This window comes from Ruegeria sp. BHSC223 (genome assembly GCF_059613025.1).
Map to the genome: position 1 here is coordinate 71,232 of NZ_JBXWRR010000002.1, position 15,269 is coordinate 86,500.

The window sequence follows — 15,269 nt, forward strand, 5'->3', positions numbered from 1 at the left end:
CGGGCCGAGGGAAGCAGTGGCGCACCTAGCCGATCAACCCGGCCTTCCAGCGCAGCCAGATATCAGGGGCGCTGCGGAACACGTTGATATCCACCTTGCCCTCGATCCCCGGTATCAGCCCGGTGCCGGTATACTGCCAGAAGGTCCAGTAGGCGCCGGGATAGACCTGACGCGGATGGCCCGCGACCGAGCGCAGCCAGAACTCGGCATCGCGCAACTGTCCGATGCCGGTGTCGCGATAGAAGTCGACCGTCGTATAGATGATGGGACGGCGCCCGTAATGCGCCTCCAGAATGTCGAGGAACTTGCGTGCCTCGGCCCGCACCTTGGCGCCTTCGGGACGCAGCGGGCAGGTGCGCGAGCGGTGGGTCCACTCCATGTCCAGAACATGCGGCAGATCGGCGCCACGCGGAACATGCCGGATGAACCAGCGCGCCTGTTCCGCAGCCGGGCGGCAGAAATAGTAATAGTGATAGGCGCCCCAGGGCACGCCCGCCGCCTGCGCGCCGCGACGGTGTTCGGCGAACTTGGGATCGGCGACATCGCCGCCCTCGGTCGCCTTAATATAGGCAAAGTTCACACCTGCCGCGCGGGCGGTCGGCCAGTCGATATTGCCCTGCCAACGCGATACGTCGATCCCGTGGATCGGATAGCTGTGCGGCGCGCGCCCGTCCCAGGGATGCGGATCGGCATCACCGAATTTCGGATATGTGACCAGTTGCGCCAGTTCAGCGCGCATCGGGTCGGGAGCTGCGACCGGCTCGGGCTCGGGCGCGCGGCGGCCACAAGCGGCCATCAGGGTAAGAAAGACGGAGAGAAGGAGCAGGGATCGCATAATGACTCGCTGTGAAACCGTGATTTGAAATCGGTACTGCCTCAGAGATTGGCGCGGCGCCGGCCAAAAGCAACCACCCGCCCGGGGATAAGCGAAAATCGGCGGGACCTTTGCCGACCTGCCTTAAAAAGTCGCTCCAGGACCCGCAACACTCTTGATCCCCGCGCTGGTTTTGCCTAAACGAGGCCGGTCTGGAATCGCCTCTGGCGGCTCCGGGCGTTTGGCCTGTTTCCGCGCCCCATCCGGTTTCTTCGACCGGGCCACCGAGGCGGCAGACCGAACAAAAGAAACGGACGATCCGATCTCGGGCGGGCGCTGCGGCGGACCCGATCGAAGGCCACGAGCTCTCGGGACGCACATATCTTCGTGGGTAGAACCACGGGCAAACCAGGAGAAAAGCGATGGATCTTATCGCACAGCTCGAGGCGGAACAGATTGCCGCCCTGGGGAAAGATATCCCCGATTTCAAACCCGGCGACACCATTCGCGTCGGGTACAAGGTGACCGAAGGCACCCGTTCGCGCGTGCAGAACTATGAAGGCGTCTGCATCAGCCGCAAGAACGGCAGCGGCATCGCCGGTTCGTTCACCGTTCGCAAGATTTCGTTCGGCGAAGGCGTGGAACGTGTGTTCCCGCTCTATTCGACCAACATCGACAGCATCACCGTTGTCCGCCGTGGCCGTGTGCGTCGTGCGAAACTCTACTATCTGCGTTCGCGTCGTGGCAAATCGGCCCGTATCGCCGAAGTCACCAACTACAAACCCAAGGCTGACGCCGAAGCGTAAGGAGCGGAAAGATGAAAAACGACATCCATCCCGATTACCACCTGATCGACGTCAAGCTGACCGATGGCACCGTCATTCAGATGAAATCCACCTGGGGCAAGGAAGGCGACACCCTGTCGCTGGAAATCGACCCCTCGTCGCACCCGGCCTGGACCGGTGGCTCGTCCCGCCTGATGGACACCGGCGGTCGCGTGTCGAAGTTCAAGAAGAAATACGAAGGCTTGGGCTTCTAGTCCCTGCCAGCGATCGAACCGCAAACGCCGCCCCTCGGGGCGGCGTTTTTCTTTGATCCTGAGCGAAGCGCAATCCTTTGCAAACGCCAGTATTTGTTGACACGGGCCAAAACATGCACGCACTATTCATAATATTCTTTGCCATTGAGCCGCTTTTCCAGTTTGGCCTTAGTTTGTCGGCATAGAAATTTTTCTGCCGTCTTCTGGGTTGCTACTTTTTGAATTGTGCCCGGAACGCGGTCATTGTTGAGAGTACCGAATTATGCCGACCGCCACATATGACAGCTCCTTTACACGCAACATCGGTAGTGGAGACCGCTATTTCTCTTTTAACGTCCTTGGTGACTTGCCCTATTCCGAGGTCGAGAACGTTTCGCTGAACTTCTTCATCAACTACAACAACGGCGCTGCTGTCGACCTCGGGGATGTCGATATCTGGCTGATCTCACCCGAAGGGCGACGCGTCCGCGTCTACGACAATTTCGATGGTATCGGTAAGGACACCGATGACGGGAACGACAGCGACCGATCCGACGACTACGATATCTCTTTCTGGGGAACCGATTCCGTCTCCAACATCTCCGTTTTCATGGACGGGCAGCAGGTGCAGGGAAACTGGCAGTTACAGGTGCGCAACAACACCGGCGTAACGCTACAGATGAAGTATCTCAACGTCGACATCGACTACAACTTTGCCGATCCGACGGTCCGAGATATCCGCGTCATCGGCGATCTGAACGTCGGCGAGGAAATCGAGATCGAGGCGGAGCTGGCCAACATCGGCAATAAGGGCATAGGCTCCTTCGGCATCGAATATTACGTGAACGGATCGCTCATTGGCGGCGACACACTGTCTCTGGGCCTGCCGGGCGGGTGGACCGATACCGAGACCATCAAATACACGCTGACCGAAGAAGGCGCGAATTCCATAGAAGTGCGGATCGTCGACGTCGACGGTGACAGTCGAACCAGCAACAACTCACGAACCGAGTCATATCGCGTCGGCCCCGACCTTCCCGATTTGTTTGTCAGCGATATTTCCGCCTTTGGCTATGCGATCGCCGGTCAGAGTGTCGTGATCGAGACCGAGGTAACCAATCAGAGCGACAGCTATCAGGCGCCCTTCTCGATCAGCTACTATGTCAATGGCAGCAAAATCGGAGAAGACACCTATTCGGGCGGCCTGTTGCCAGGGCAAACAGACCCTGAAACCATCTCCTACACTGTGTCGACAACCGGCCAACAGGAAATCGAGGTTCGCATCAACCGCGGCGATAGCCTGGGCCGTACCGAACTCTTTGGCGTCTCGCGCGCGGACGAACCCGCGCGAACGGTCACCACTTCCCTAGCGGAAATCGAACTGGGCGCCTTCATGGCACGCGTCGTCTACGGCGATGACTTGCTGCCCGATGTTTACAACGGCGACAACAGCGACAACGGGCGGGACGACAACTACAGGGGCTACCTGTCACAGCGCGGCTGGACCGTTCTGACCGAAGGAAACTTGGGGCAGAACTATGTCTCTGACAACGACGCCCGGTTCCAAAGCGGCGGGTTGTTCGAGGGCCGCAATAGTCTCTTGTGGGCGGCGCAAGGGCTGCTTGCCGAAGGCACGATGGCCGATGGCAGCCGCACGGTTGCGCTCACCTTTCGCGGCACCGATGATTCAGATTGGCCACTGGCGCTGAGCGGACAGGCTTGGGGCGGCAACGGGCTGTTTGATCAGTATGTGGCACACGACGCGCTGATAGAGGCAGCACTGGCCTATGTGAACGACCCCGGCAACGGAATTGATCGTCTGGTCGTGTCCGGCCACTCTCTGGGCGGGTCGATGGCCGATATCTTTGCCACGGTCGATGCCCACCGTGTGTCGGCCGATGTAGATCTGGCGGTAATCTCCCTGGCCTCGGCCGGGATCGACCCGGATGTCTATACCGACTCGCTTCCCTTCAAAGGGTTCGATCTGCAATACGATCCGGCCATTCCTGAACTCACCGGCAATCCTCTGGCGCCTATGCAGCTAAATGCGCCCGGCTATTATATCGGGCTTTCACATCGTGAAGACCGGGTCACCTTTGCCGGCGAAAGCTGGGTCTCGCCTGAACCTTCGCTCACCACAGTTCTGACGCTGCTGACCAACGTGAACTTCGAGGATGGGCTGACCCAGATCGACCTCCCCAATGTCGAGAACACTGAATTTTCCACGGGTTTCGGCGCCGAGCATGATCCGGGGCTCTATTGGGCCAGCATCTGGGCTTTGGCCAACGATCCGCTCTCTGAATTCCGCGGCACCCATCGCATTCAGATCGGTCGCACCGATTATGACAGTTTGCCCGAGTACGAGAAAGAAACGATCTCTTTGTTCGAGAAATCGGCGAACACTGCAATCGACGACAGGCTAAGCAAGGCGCTGACCGGCAATGGCAATCGCGATTTCATTATGGGGCTGGCGGGCCGGGACGAACTGGTGGGTCTTGGCGGCAACGATCTGCTATCGGGTGGCATTGGCAACGACACCCTGAACGGCGGCACCGGCAATGACCGTCTCGATGGTGGGTTGGGCGAAGACGAGGCCGTTTTTGACTCCTCCAGCTCCGATTTGCTCGTCTATCGCGAAGACGAAGCCTTTGTCCTGTTCACCTCCGAAGGGCGAGACACGGTAACCGGAGTAGAGCGGTTCCGGTTCAACGATATCGCCTTGGACGAGGCCGACCTGAATGAGCGTGACGGGATCGGCCGGACGCTGACCGGCACGCCCGAAGCAGACGACCTCAAAGGGACCGAATTGAATGACAGTGTCTCGGGGTTGGCATCCAACGACCGCCTGCTGGGCTACGAGGGCAACGACACGCTGGATGGTGGCGACGGGTCGGATACGCTCAATGGCGGCGATGGCGACGACAGCATCCTTGGCGGGACATCCGACGACGACCTGCGCGACATCATCTATGCGGGTGCGGGGCATGACAATATCGACGCCGGCGCCGGCAACGACCTGGTCTATGGCCAGGCCGGCAACGACACCATCGCCGGCGGTTTCGGCGTGGACGAGTTGCAGGGTCAGGAAGGCGACGACGTGATCACCGGCTCGGCCTATTCCGACCTGGTGTTCGGCGGCGACGGCAACGATTTCGTCAATGGCGGCTTTGGCCATGACCGGATCAACGGCGGTGCGGGCGCCGACAAGTTCTATCACCTCGGCATCTTCGATCACGGCTCGGACTGGGTGCAGGACTACAACGCCGCCGAGGGCGACGTGCTGGTCTTTGGCCAGGCCGGCGCCACTGCCGACCAGTTCCAGATCAACCTGGCCCATACCGCCAATGCCGAGGGCGAACGCTCGGGCGATGACGACGTGCAGGAGGCGTTCGTGATCTACAAGCCCACCGGCCAGATCATCTGGGCGCTGGTCGATGGCGAGGGACAGAGCGAGATCAACCTCCAGATCGGCAAGGAGGTGTTCGACCTGCTGGCCTGACCGGGGCGCGGGCGGCTGTATTGGCAAGGATGACATTATCCCGAAAAATTCGGCATTTTTCCAACCGATACGCTTGACCGAGGTGCTTCTCGGGATAGTGTGATCTCAAAAGAAGACCTGAGGGGTAAACAGAGCAGGAAGGCTGAAACCAATCAGTCACCATAACCAATAAAAGCTTCTCCAATACGCTCTAACAACACAGTGGGCACCGCTTTGCGCGGTGCCGAGCTCTGGCCCCTACCGGTCCGAAACGCGATCAAACGCATCTGAGAGGACGGATATGCCCACACCTTATACTTTACTTGGCTACCAGGTTCAGTTCGACGCTGACGACAATGTGGCCAGTGTAACCGACACGTCTATCACACTGACCATGCCGGACGGAGTCTCACCGAACTTGACTTATCAGTTCGAGACCCCGGCCAATCCTGTGCCCAATCCCGATGACGAGCCCCTGCCACTGATCATTGGCAACGTTCCAGGAGCCACAAGCATCGACCTTCTGGGCGGTGACTTGGATACAACCGATAGCTACTTCGGCTTCGTCCAGTTTTCTGGCGCAACATCGTATGTTCTTGCCTTTACCGAAGCACCAGCTGGACAACCCGCAACCGACTGGTATTTCAGCCTGGGTGGGGCGAGCATCCCCGATGTCCCTGCCCTAGCGGATCCGGTCGCCGGCTGGAAAGCGCTCGATGGGCAAATCACAGGTGTCGGCCCGGTTACCAGCGGTCCATTCGGCCCGGGCGCATCGATCCCGCTCTCTTCTCTCACGAGAGGGATCGCTCATACTGGGCAGATCATCGACAGCTTCGATACTAATGACAACACGATCACTACAGGTAACGGCAACGATTATGTAACCGTCGGCGGTGGCGGCTATGATGAGATACGTACGCTGGCCGGCGACGATCTGGTTCTGGTCGACGGGGAAAGCGGTTTTGTCGAGGTCAACATCGACACCGGCACCGGACGGGACGTGGTGGATCTCTCCGATATTACTGACTCGTATGCCGAGATCGCTCACAATGACGGGCTGACCGCCGGCATCACTGCAAATGTCAACGGCACCACCAATGTCGGACGTATCGACAAGGGGGCTGGCGGTTCGACCATTCTGCTGAACCCAGCCTCGGCGATGCTGGCCGATGGGTTGGCGATTTGGGGTACCAACTTCGCCGACACGCTCAACATCACCAGCGTAATGGATGGCTTCGCTCAGGTGCGCGGATTGGGTGGCAACGACCAGATCAATATCGGGGCCAGCGACGGTGTCACGCGGCTCGACTATCGCGACTCGCCCGCCGGGATCGTGGCTAATCTGGCGACCGGAATCATTCAGGACGGCCACGGCGGCACCGACACGGTAACCGGCACCGCTACCGAGCTGCGTGGCTCGATGCAGGCGGACCGGATCATCGGCTCGTCGGCCGACGAACGCTTCATCCTGATGGCAGGGAACGATACGCTGGACGGCGGCGCAGGCAATGATTGGGTGCGCTATGACAGGAACAGGGTGGACGCCGTTGAGGTCGATCTGGCCGCAGGCACTGCGACCGGAACGTGGCGCGGCACCAGCTTCACTCATTCGATTACCGGCATCGAGAATATCAACGGCTCTCGCAATGACGCCGACCTGTTGCAGGGCAATGGCAACAACAATCAGATCAACGGCAGAGGCGGCAACGACACGATCAATGGCCGCGGAGGCGACGATACCCTGGTGGGTGAAGCAGGCGATGACCGGATCGACGGCGGCAGCGGATTCGACAGGGCCGAGTTCTGGGGCGTCAACGAGGCCGACGCAACCATTACCCAGAACGGCGACGGGTCGATCCAGGTTGTTTCTTCCCTTGGCACCGACACCCTGGTCAATGTCGAGGAACTGGGTTTCAACGATGCGTCGGTCAAGATCGCCGACCTCTTCCCCACCCCGGGAACAATTGTTGGCGGCGGAACGTCTGAAACCCTGACCGGAGGCGATGACAGCGAAGAAGTGATCGCTGGCGGCGGCGACGACAAGATCAGCGGCGGCGGTGGCGATGACACCATTGATGGCGGTTCTGGCAATGACACCCTGCGCGGCGATGACGGTAACGACTCCCTTGATGGCGGCGACGGTGCGGACACGATCAATGGTGGTGATGGCGACGACATCATTCTCGGTGGCGGGTCCACCGAGGATCTGCGCGACGTGATCTACGGGGGCAACGGCAATGACCGTCTGGACGGTGGCTATGGCAACGATCTGATCTACGGCATGGCCGGCAACGACACCATCGCGGGCGGTTTCGGCGTGGACGAGCTGCAGGGTCAGGAAGGCGACGACGTGATCACCGGCTCGGCCTATTCCGACCTGGTGTTCGGCGGCGACGGCAACGATTTCGTCAATGGTGGCTTCGGCTATGATCGGATCAACGGCGGCACCGGAGCAGATAAGTTCTATCATCTGGGCGTCTTCGATCACGGCTCGGACTGGGTGCAGGACTACAACGCCGCCGAGGGCGACGTGCTGGTCTTTGGCCAGGCCGGCGCCACTGCCGACCAGTTCCAGATCAACCTGGCCCATACCGCCAATGCCGAGGGCGAACGCTCGGGCGATGACGACGTGCAGGAGGCGTTCGTGATCTACAAGCCCACCGGTCAGATCATCTGGGCGCTTGTGGACGGTGAGGGGCAGAGCGAGATCAACCTCCAGATCGGCAAGGAGGTGTTCGACCTGCTGGCCTAAGGAGGCTTGGGTCATCACAGACAGGGTGGGCGCGCGTCAATCCTCTGACCAATGGAACTTCACCGGTCAGAAGCGCCCCGTCGCGCGCCCCCCCAGTTCTGCACAGCGTTTTGCAGCGTGTCTGCAAGAAGACATTACTAATATCTGACCGTTGCGTTTGTCTGCGCTTCCCTTCATCCCAGACACAACATATAGTATGCCCCAATACCGTGCCGACAAAGGTTCGGAGATCAGGGGACGCAGGCAATGGCGCATATCATCGTCGTCGGCAACGAAAAGGGCGGCGCGGGCAAATCCACCGTATCCATGCATGTGGCCAGCGCGCTGGCGCGGCTGGGCTACAAGGTCAACACGCTGGACCTGGATCTGCGCCAGCGCAGCCTGGGCCGCTATTTCGAAAACCGCGCGGCCTTTAACAAGGCATCAGGGCTGGACCTGCCCTCGCCCCGCAACCACGACCTGCCCGAGATCGACCCGGCCTCGCTGAAGCCGGGCGAGAACGTGTTCGACCATCGCCTGTCCGCTGCGGTGGCACGGCTCGAGGCAGACAGCGATTTCATCCTGATCGACTGCCCCGGCTCACATACAAGGCTGAGCCAGGTGGCGCATTCGCTGGCCGACACGCTGGTCACCCCGCTGAACGACAGTTTCGTCGATTTCGACCTGCTGGCGCGGATCGATTCCAGCGGCGAAAAGATCCTTGGCCCCTCGGTCTATTCCGAAATGGTCTGGAACGCGCGCCAATTGCGGGCGCAGGCCGGGCTGAAACCGATCGACTGGGTCGTGGTGCGCAACCGCGTCGGCACCCAGCGCATGGTCAACAAGGAAAAGATGGAACGCGCCATCGAGATGCTGGCCAGCCGCATCGGGTTCCGTATCGCACCCGGTTTCTCGGAGCGCGTGATCTTTCGTGAACTGTTTCCGCGCGGGCTGACGCTCCTTGACCTCAAGGACGTTGGGGTCAAGCAGCTCAACATCTCGAACATCGCCGCCCGGCAAGAGCTGCGCGACATGATGAAAGCGCTGCAACTGCCCGGCGTCGAGATCGATTTCTGATCAGGCGGGCGCTTCGTAGATGGTATAGAGTTCCTGCGGTTCGGACACGCCACGCAGCATGTACCTGCCCAGGCTGACCAGATCATGCGCCGTATGGCCCGCGATCTCGGCCACCGGTTCGGACAGGATGATGTTGCGCCCGACCGACCGGTGCAGGCCGGACAGGCGCACCGTCAGGTTGACCGCCGGACCGATCACGGTGAAATCCAGCCGGTTCTCGGCGCCGATATTGCCATAGAGGATCTCGCCCGCATGCAGCGCCAGCGTGACGCCGGTCGTGGTCTCTCCCTGGGCCTGACGCTCGGCGTTCTTCTGCTCCATGCAACGGCGCATCTGCACCACTGCGTCCAGCCCTGCCGCCGCCGACTGTTCGGGCGTCTCAAGGTTGAACATGGCAAGGATCCCATCGCCCAGGAATTTCAGGATATTGCCACCATGCTCCTGGATGATCGCCACCGCCATGCCGAAATAGTCGTTCAGCATCGCGATCAGCTCGGGGCCCGGTGTGCGTTCGGTCAGTGCGGTGAAGTCCTTGAGGTCAAAGTAACACAGCACCGCGTCGATCTGCTGGAGCGATCCGCGCTGGATCTCTCCTGACAACACCCGCCGCCCCGCGTCGCGCCCCAGATAGACCTGAAGAAGGTCGCCAGCCATCTGCCGGTTGGCCGCCGATTTCAGCGCCAGCGCCAGCTGCGGCAGCGACTCGCGCACCAGCCGCAGATCGGTGTCCGAGAACCCGTCCGGCCCGTTGCTCGTCCACGAGATCAGCACCCCTTCGGGCGTGTTCGCCGGGTCGATACGCTCGAAATGCGCGCGTTTTTCCAGGATCACGCCGGCGGCGAAATAATCGGTCGCCCCACGCTCGCGCAGCTCGTTGAGCAGCGGAAAGCGGCTGTCGACATTGCTGTCCAGCAGACGTTCCCGATACTCCTGCTCGCCGCTGTCGAGCAGGTGATAGAGCGGACTGCGTATCCAGGCCGCGTTCGGGGTCTCGGTATAGCCGTATTCCTCGCTGGATACCCCCTGTTCACGGAACCAGTTGAATCCGAGCCCGCCATATTTCGGATGAAACGCGCTCTGCGCCACATGCAGGCGATAGAGCGGCACGCCAAGTTCCACCAGCCGCTCGCAATAGCCATGCAGCAATTCGTCCTGCCGCGCGCCTTCGAGACCGCGTTGCAGCAGCCACGAGATCAGCTGTACCGAAGAGGCATCCGCCTCTGCGTGAAATTGCCCTGCCGCATCCATATGTCTCTCCAGCCTCGTGGCACCTGCGCCTGTCACGGGATCTATCTATGCGGTCACACCCCCGGTTTCGAGGGTCACTCCATCGCTGCCAAACGCCGCAGCATGACCCGCAACAGTGCCACCTCGCCCTTGGTGAACTTGGCCGCCATCCGTGCGTCATACTGCTCGGCAATGCCGCGCAACTCGCGGTAGACCGCCTCTCCCGTCGGGGTCAATGCCAAACGCTCGGACCGGCGGTCGCGCTCATCACGAGTGCGTGTAAGATAACGCCGTTGCCCCAGCTTGGCGACCGCGCGGCTGACCTTGGTCTTGTGGATCAGCGCCAGATCGCCAATCTGCTTGGCCGTCATCTCGCCGGAATTTCCCAGGTGAAACAGCACCCGCCACTCTGTCCGCAGCATGCCATAGCGATTCTTGTAGACCTGCTGAAACTCCAAAGAACTCTGCTCGGCCGCCTGATTCAGCAGGAATGGCAGGAAACTTCGCAACTCAAAGTCATCATTTTCGGGTAATTTGGTCTCTGTCATGCTTGTTAGTTACAAAATCAACTATTAATCCGCAAGCAGATTACCGGAGACACGCGACATGAACCGACCGACAGACCCCCATCTGCTGACGCAGGCCGCGACGCCCGCCGGCACGACCGAAGGTTACATGCCGGGCTGGGGCAACGATTTCGAGACCGAGGCGCTGCCCGGCGCCCTGCCCCAGGGCATGAACAGCCCGCAGAAATGTAACTATGGCCTTTATGGCGAACAGCTGAGTGGCACCGCCTTTACCGCGACCCGCCCCGAGCGCACATGGTGCTATCGCATCCGGCCTTCGGTCAAGCATTCGCACCGCTACGAAAAGATCGACCTGCCCTATTGGAAATCGGCCCCCTGTATCGACCCCGATGTGATCAGCCTGGGCCAGTACCGTTGGGACCCGGTGGCACATTCGGGCGCGGGGCTGACCTGGCTCACCGGCATGCGCACCATGACCACCGCCGGGGACGTGAATACCCAGGTCGGAATGGCCAGCCATATCTATCTGGTCACCGAGTCGATGGTGGACGACTACTTCTTCTCCGCCGACAGCGAATTGCTGGTGGTGCCGCAAGAGGGCCGGCTGCGCTTTGCCACCGAGCTGGGCATCATCGACGTCGAACCCAAGGAAATCGTCATCCTGCCGCGCGGCCTGGTCTACCGGGTCGAGGTGTTGGAAGGCCCCTGCCGTGGCTTTGTCTGCGAGAATTACGGCCAGAAGTTCGAGCTTCCGGGCCGTGGCCCGATCGGCGCCAACTGCATGGCCAATCCGCGCGATTTCAAATCGCCGGTGGCCGCGTTCGAAGATCGCGAGGCGCCCTCGACCGTGACCGTGAAATGGTGCGGCCAGTTCCACACCACCCGGATCGGTCACAGCCCGCTGGACGTTGTGGCCTGGCACGGCAATTACGCCCCGGTCAAATACGACCTACGCAATTATTGCCCGGTGGGCGCGATCCTGTTCGACCATCCCGATCCGTCGATCTTCACCGTGCTGACCGCGCCGTCGGGCGTGCCGGGCACCGCCAATATCGACTTTGTCCTGTTCCGCGAGCGCTGGATGGTGATGGAAGATACCTTCCGCCCCCCGTGGTATCACAAGAACATCATGTCCGAGCTGATGGGCAACATCTATGGTCAGTATGACGCCAAGCCGCAGGGTTTTGTCCCCGGCGGGATGAGCCTGCACAACATGATGCTGCCGCATGGGCCGGACAAGGAAGCGTTCGAGAAGGCGTCGAACGCCAATCTCGGCCCCGACAAGCTGGACCATACCATGTCCTTCATGTTCGAAACCCGTTTCCCGCAACACCTGACCGAATTCGCCGCCAAGGAGGCGCCGTTGCAGGACGATTACATCGACTGCTGGACCTCGCTGGAGAAGAAGTTCGACGGAACAGCAGGTAAGAAATGAAGTATCTGGGTTTTCTTGCTGCCGCGCTTATCGCCCTGGCTCTCGGAGCGGTTCTCTACGCCTGGTGGCAGAAGTTCGTGAACAACCGGCCCGACCGCTATGGCAAAGGCCCGGGTCACGATCTTCGCGGGATGGAACGTGGTCAAACCGGATTTGTCCGCGAGACACCGTCCCACAGACGCAAGTAAGGTGGGTGAAGAACCCACCATCCTTACAAGGAAGTACGTATGCCCCTTCTGAAATCCTGGGTGGCTTCGGCCAACGATGCCAATCACCCGTTTCCGCTGAACAACCTGCCCTATGGCGTTTTCTCGACCGGCGAGGACGATCCCCGCTGTGGCGTTGCCATCGGCGACATGATCCTCGACATGGCCGCCGCCGAGGCCGAGGGACTGGTCGCGCTGACCGACTATCCGCTGTTCGACGTGCCCTATTGGAATGACCTGATGGAGGAAGGCCCCGCCGTCTGGGCCGCCCTGCGCGAACGGTTGACTGCGCTTCTGTCCAAAGGGTCGAAAGAGCAGGAGGCTGTCGAACCGCTGCTGGTCCCGATGGCCGAGGCCACGCTGCACATGCCGCTGGTGGTCAGCGAATACACCGACTTCTATGCCGGCAAGCAGCACGCTCAGAACATGGGCGCCATCCTGCGCGGCTCGCCCGATCTGCCGGTCAACTGGCTGCATATCCCGATCGGTTACAATGGCCGCGCCTCCTCGGTCGTGGTTTCGGGGACGCCGATCCACCGCCCCAATGGCCAGACCAAGGCCCCCGATGCGGAAATGCCGTCCTTTGGCCCCTCGAAACGGCTCGATATCGAGCTGGAAATGGGCGCCATCGTCGGCACCGGGTCCGAGTTCGGTCAGCCGATCACGGTGGACGAGGCCGATGCGATGATCTTTGGCTATGTGCTGCTGAACGACTGGTCGGCGCGTGATATTCAGGGCTGGGAGTACCAACCGCTAGGGCCGTTCCAGGGCAAGGCATTCGGCACCTCGATCAGCCCATGGATCGTGACCGCCGCCGCGCTGGAGCCGTTCCGCGCCCCCACGCCGCCGCGTGAAAAACAGCTGCTGCCTTATCTGAGCGGCAGCAAGGACGGGCTTTATGACATCGAGCTAGAGGTTCTGATGCAGCCCGAAGGCGCCGACCGCGCTTCGGTCATCGCCAGGACCAACTATAGCCGCATGTACTATTCGGCGGCCGAGCAACTGTGCCATCACGCCATTGGCGGCTGCGCGATGAATGCGGGCGATCTGTTGGGGTCGGGCACCATCTCGGGGCCTGAGCGCAGCGAATTCGGCTCGCTGATGGAGCTCAGCTGGGCCGGGCGCGAACCCTTCACGCTGGAAACGGGCGAGACCCGCGGCTTCATCGAGGATGGCGATACGCTGACCCTGCGCGGCAATGCGCGCGGCGATGGCTATACCGTCGGCTTTGGCGATTGCGTGGGCCAGATCCTGCCCGCCAAGGCCTGGGGCTGAGCCGCCCATGACCCTGGCTCTCGACCATATCCAGATCGCGATCCCCGCCGGGGGCGAGGACGCGGCGCGCGCCTTCTGGTGCGCGGGTCTGGGTCTGGTCGAGATCGCCAAGCCCGATGCACTGAAGGCGCGCGGCGGGCTGTGGCTGGCGCTCAATGGTGCCGAACTGCATCTGGGGGTGGAGCCGGACTTCGCCCCCGCACGCAAGGCCCATCCGGGCTTTGCCGTCATTGACATAGACACCGTCGCCGCGCGGATCGAGGCCCTTGGCCAGAGCCCGCGCTGGGACGACACAATCGAGAACCGCCGCCGGTTCTTTGCCGAAGACCCCTTTGGCAACCGGCTGGAATTCCTGGAAAGGGACTGACACATGGCCAAGGCATTCGCGTCGCAGGGCGACATGAGCGAGAAGAAGATCAGCTTTACCGAGGTGGGCGAGGGGCTTTATGCCTTTACCGCCGAGGGCGACCCCAATTCCGGCGTCATCATCGGTGATGACAGCGTCATGGTGGTCGAGGCGCAGGCCACCCCGCGTCTGGCGCAAAAGGTGATCGACTGTATCCGCGAGGTCACCGACAAGCCGATTTCCCATGTGGTGCTGACCCATTACCACGCTGTGCGCGTGCTGGGCGCCAGCGCATTCGGTGCCGGTCAGGTGATCATGTCCGACACCGCCCGTTCGATGGTGGTTGAACGCGGGCAAGAGGATTGGGACAGCGAGTTCCAGCGCTTTCCACGCCTGTTCGAGGGGCATGAGAGCATTCCGGGCCTGACCTGGCCCACCACCACATTCTCGGACAGCATGACCGTTTATCTGGGCAACCGCCGGGTCGATATCATGCATCTGGGCCGCGCCCATACGGCGGGTGACGCGGTAATCCATGTGCCGGATCAGAACGTGATGTTCACCGGCGATATCGTCGAATACCACTCGGCCTGCTATTGCGGCGACGGGCATTTCAACGACTGGGGCAATACGCTGGACAACATCGCCTGGTTCGACGTGGACGCGATTGCGCCGGGGCGCGGCGATGCATTGGTCGGCAAGGAGATGGTGAATGCCGCCATCGAGAACACCCGCGATTTTGTACAAAGCACCTATCGCCCGGCCGCCCGTGTCGCCGCACGCGGCGGCTCGCTGAAAGAGGCCTGGGACGCGGTGCGCGCCGAATGCGATCCCAAATTCGCCGATTACGCGATCTACGAGCATTGCCTGCCGTTCAACGTGGCGCGCGCCTATGACGAGGCGCGCGGCATCGACACGCCGCGCATCTGGACCGCGCAACGTGACCTGGAGATGTGGGAGGCCCTGCAAGGCTGACCCGAAGGGGGCGCCCGCCCGTGCGGATGAGCCCCCGGCCCGAACGACATTGATCCAGATCGTGTCGCGCCGGGTGAACTGATGAGACGATGTGACAAGACCTCTGGCGGGTACCCGGCAGAGGAAGGGAGACTTGCGCCCTCGGCCTGCCGGGTGCGCC

Annotated in this window: 13 protein-coding genes; 10 read left to right on the top strand and 3 right to left on the bottom strand. The window is 61.3% G+C overall.

The genetic code is table 11. The annotated features are described in order from the left end of the window. Positions 1 to 25: 25 nt before the first annotated feature. Complete coding sequence (locus AC2FNY_RS04345) at positions 26 to 835, bottom strand: glycoside hydrolase family 25 protein (RefSeq protein WP_234139891.1); 810 nt, start codon at positions 833 to 835, stop codon at positions 26 to 28. A 401-nt stretch (positions 836 to 1,236) separates the two neighbouring features. On the opposite strand from AC2FNY_RS04345, the gene rplS reads away from it, so the two are divergent. From rplS to AC2FNY_RS04370, 5 genes are all read left to right on the top strand, one after another. Beyond that, positions 1,237 to 1,620, top strand: a complete 384-nt coding sequence (rplS, locus tag AC2FNY_RS04350; protein WP_234139892.1) for a 50S ribosomal protein L19 — start codon at positions 1,237 to 1,239, stop codon at positions 1,618 to 1,620. 11 nt (positions 1,621 to 1,631) lie between these two features. After that, positions 1,632 to 1,853 (top strand): 50S ribosomal protein L31, encoded by a 222-nt coding sequence (rpmE, locus tag AC2FNY_RS04355; RefSeq protein ID WP_234139893.1) that lies wholly within the window; start codon positions 1,632 to 1,634, stop codon positions 1,851 to 1,853. Between the two features lie 262 nt (positions 1,854 to 2,115). Further along, positions 2,116 to 5,331, top strand: coding sequence for a CARDB domain-containing protein (locus AC2FNY_RS04360; protein WP_496801740.1), 3,216 nt, complete (start codon positions 2,116 to 2,118; stop codon positions 5,329 to 5,331). 280 nt (positions 5,332 to 5,611) lie between these two features. After that, a complete protein-coding gene (locus AC2FNY_RS04365; protein WP_496801741.1) occupies positions 5,612 to 8,062 on the top strand; it encodes a calcium-binding protein in 2,451 nt (816 codons plus the stop codon). Positions 8,063 to 8,308: 246 nt separating this feature from the next. Then, the gene (locus tag AC2FNY_RS04370) at positions 8,309 to 9,118 is read left to right on the top strand and encodes a division plane positioning ATPase MipZ (protein ID WP_234137538.1); all 810 of its coding nucleotides are present in this window, start codon (positions 8,309 to 8,311) and stop codon (positions 9,116 to 9,118) included. Here AC2FNY_RS04370 and AC2FNY_RS04375 read toward each other — a convergent pair whose 3' ends face one another. Next, positions 9,119 to 10,366 carry an adenylate/guanylate cyclase domain-containing protein gene (locus tag AC2FNY_RS04375; RefSeq protein ID WP_234167736.1) on the bottom strand — a complete coding sequence of 416 codons (1,248 nt, stop codon included), beginning with the start codon at positions 10,364 to 10,366 and terminating at the stop codon, positions 9,119 to 9,121. 74 nt (positions 10,367 to 10,440) lie between these two features. Next, entirely contained in the window at positions 10,441 to 10,893 is a 453-nt protein-coding gene (locus AC2FNY_RS04380; protein WP_234215986.1) for a MarR family winged helix-turn-helix transcriptional regulator, read from the bottom strand. Between the two features lie 58 nt (positions 10,894 to 10,951). On the opposite strand from AC2FNY_RS04380, the gene hmgA reads away from it, so the two are divergent. Genes hmgA through AC2FNY_RS04405 form a run of 5 tightly spaced genes read left to right on the top strand, consistent with a single transcriptional unit; the run spans position 10,952 to position 15,109 of the window. Then, positions 10,952 to 12,307: a homogentisate 1,2-dioxygenase gene (gene hmgA / locus AC2FNY_RS04385; RefSeq protein ID WP_496801742.1), complete on the top strand. Its 1,356-nt coding sequence runs from the start codon at positions 10,952 to 10,954 to the stop codon at positions 12,305 to 12,307. After that, positions 12,304 to 12,495 carry a hypothetical protein gene (locus AC2FNY_RS04390; protein WP_496801743.1) on the top strand — a complete coding sequence of 64 codons (192 nt, stop codon included), beginning with the start codon at positions 12,304 to 12,306 and terminating at the stop codon, positions 12,493 to 12,495. The genes hmgA and AC2FNY_RS04390 overlap by 4 nt, the downstream gene beginning before the upstream one ends. Before the next feature lie 39 nt (positions 12,496 to 12,534). Next, on the top strand, positions 12,535 to 13,788 hold the full coding sequence (fahA, locus tag AC2FNY_RS04395) for a fumarylacetoacetase (RefSeq protein WP_496801744.1): 1,254 nt from the start codon (positions 12,535 to 12,537) through the stop codon (positions 13,786 to 13,788). A gap of 7 nt (positions 13,789 to 13,795) precedes the next feature. Next, positions 13,796 to 14,155 (top strand): VOC family protein, encoded by a 360-nt coding sequence (locus AC2FNY_RS04400; RefSeq protein WP_496801745.1) that lies wholly within the window; start codon positions 13,796 to 13,798, stop codon positions 14,153 to 14,155. A 3-nt stretch (positions 14,156 to 14,158) separates the two neighbouring features. Then, entirely contained in the window at positions 14,159 to 15,109 is a 951-nt protein-coding gene (locus AC2FNY_RS04405) for an MBL fold metallo-hydrolase (protein WP_234137532.1), read from the top strand. Positions 15,110 to 15,269: the final 160 nt, after the last annotated feature.

Excerpts from the sequence above, each read along its gene's own strand:
- AC2FNY_RS04345 (WP_234139891.1), bottom strand. The coding sequence starts at position 835 with ATGCGATCCCTGCTCCTTCTCTCCGTCTTTCTTACCCTGATGGCCGCT.
- rplS (WP_234139892.1), top strand. The coding sequence starts at position 1,237 with ATGGATCTTATCGCACAGCTCGAGGCGGAACAGATTGCCGCCCTGGGG.
- rpmE (WP_234139893.1), top strand. The coding sequence starts at position 1,632 with ATGAAAAACGACATCCATCCCGATTACCACCTGATCGACGTCAAGCTG.
- AC2FNY_RS04360 (WP_496801740.1), top strand. The coding sequence starts at position 2,116 with ATGCCGACCGCCACATATGACAGCTCCTTTACACGCAACATCGGTAGT.
- AC2FNY_RS04365 (WP_496801741.1), top strand. The coding sequence starts at position 5,612 with ATGCCCACACCTTATACTTTACTTGGCTACCAGGTTCAGTTCGACGCT.
- AC2FNY_RS04370 (WP_234137538.1), top strand. The coding sequence starts at position 8,309 with ATGGCGCATATCATCGTCGTCGGCAACGAAAAGGGCGGCGCGGGCAAA.
- AC2FNY_RS04375 (WP_234167736.1), bottom strand. The coding sequence starts at position 10,366 with ATGGATGCGGCAGGGCAATTTCACGCAGAGGCGGATGCCTCTTCGGTA.
- AC2FNY_RS04380 (WP_234215986.1), bottom strand. The coding sequence starts at position 10,893 with ATGACAGAGACCAAATTACCCGAAAATGATGACTTTGAGTTGCGAAGT.
- hmgA (WP_496801742.1), top strand. The coding sequence starts at position 10,952 with ATGAACCGACCGACAGACCCCCATCTGCTGACGCAGGCCGCGACGCCC.
- AC2FNY_RS04390 (WP_496801743.1), top strand. The coding sequence starts at position 12,304 with ATGAAGTATCTGGGTTTTCTTGCTGCCGCGCTTATCGCCCTGGCTCTC.
- fahA (WP_496801744.1), top strand. The coding sequence starts at position 12,535 with ATGCCCCTTCTGAAATCCTGGGTGGCTTCGGCCAACGATGCCAATCAC.
- AC2FNY_RS04400 (WP_496801745.1), top strand. The coding sequence starts at position 13,796 with ATGACCCTGGCTCTCGACCATATCCAGATCGCGATCCCCGCCGGGGGC.
- AC2FNY_RS04405 (WP_234137532.1), top strand. The coding sequence starts at position 14,159 with ATGGCCAAGGCATTCGCGTCGCAGGGCGACATGAGCGAGAAGAAGATC.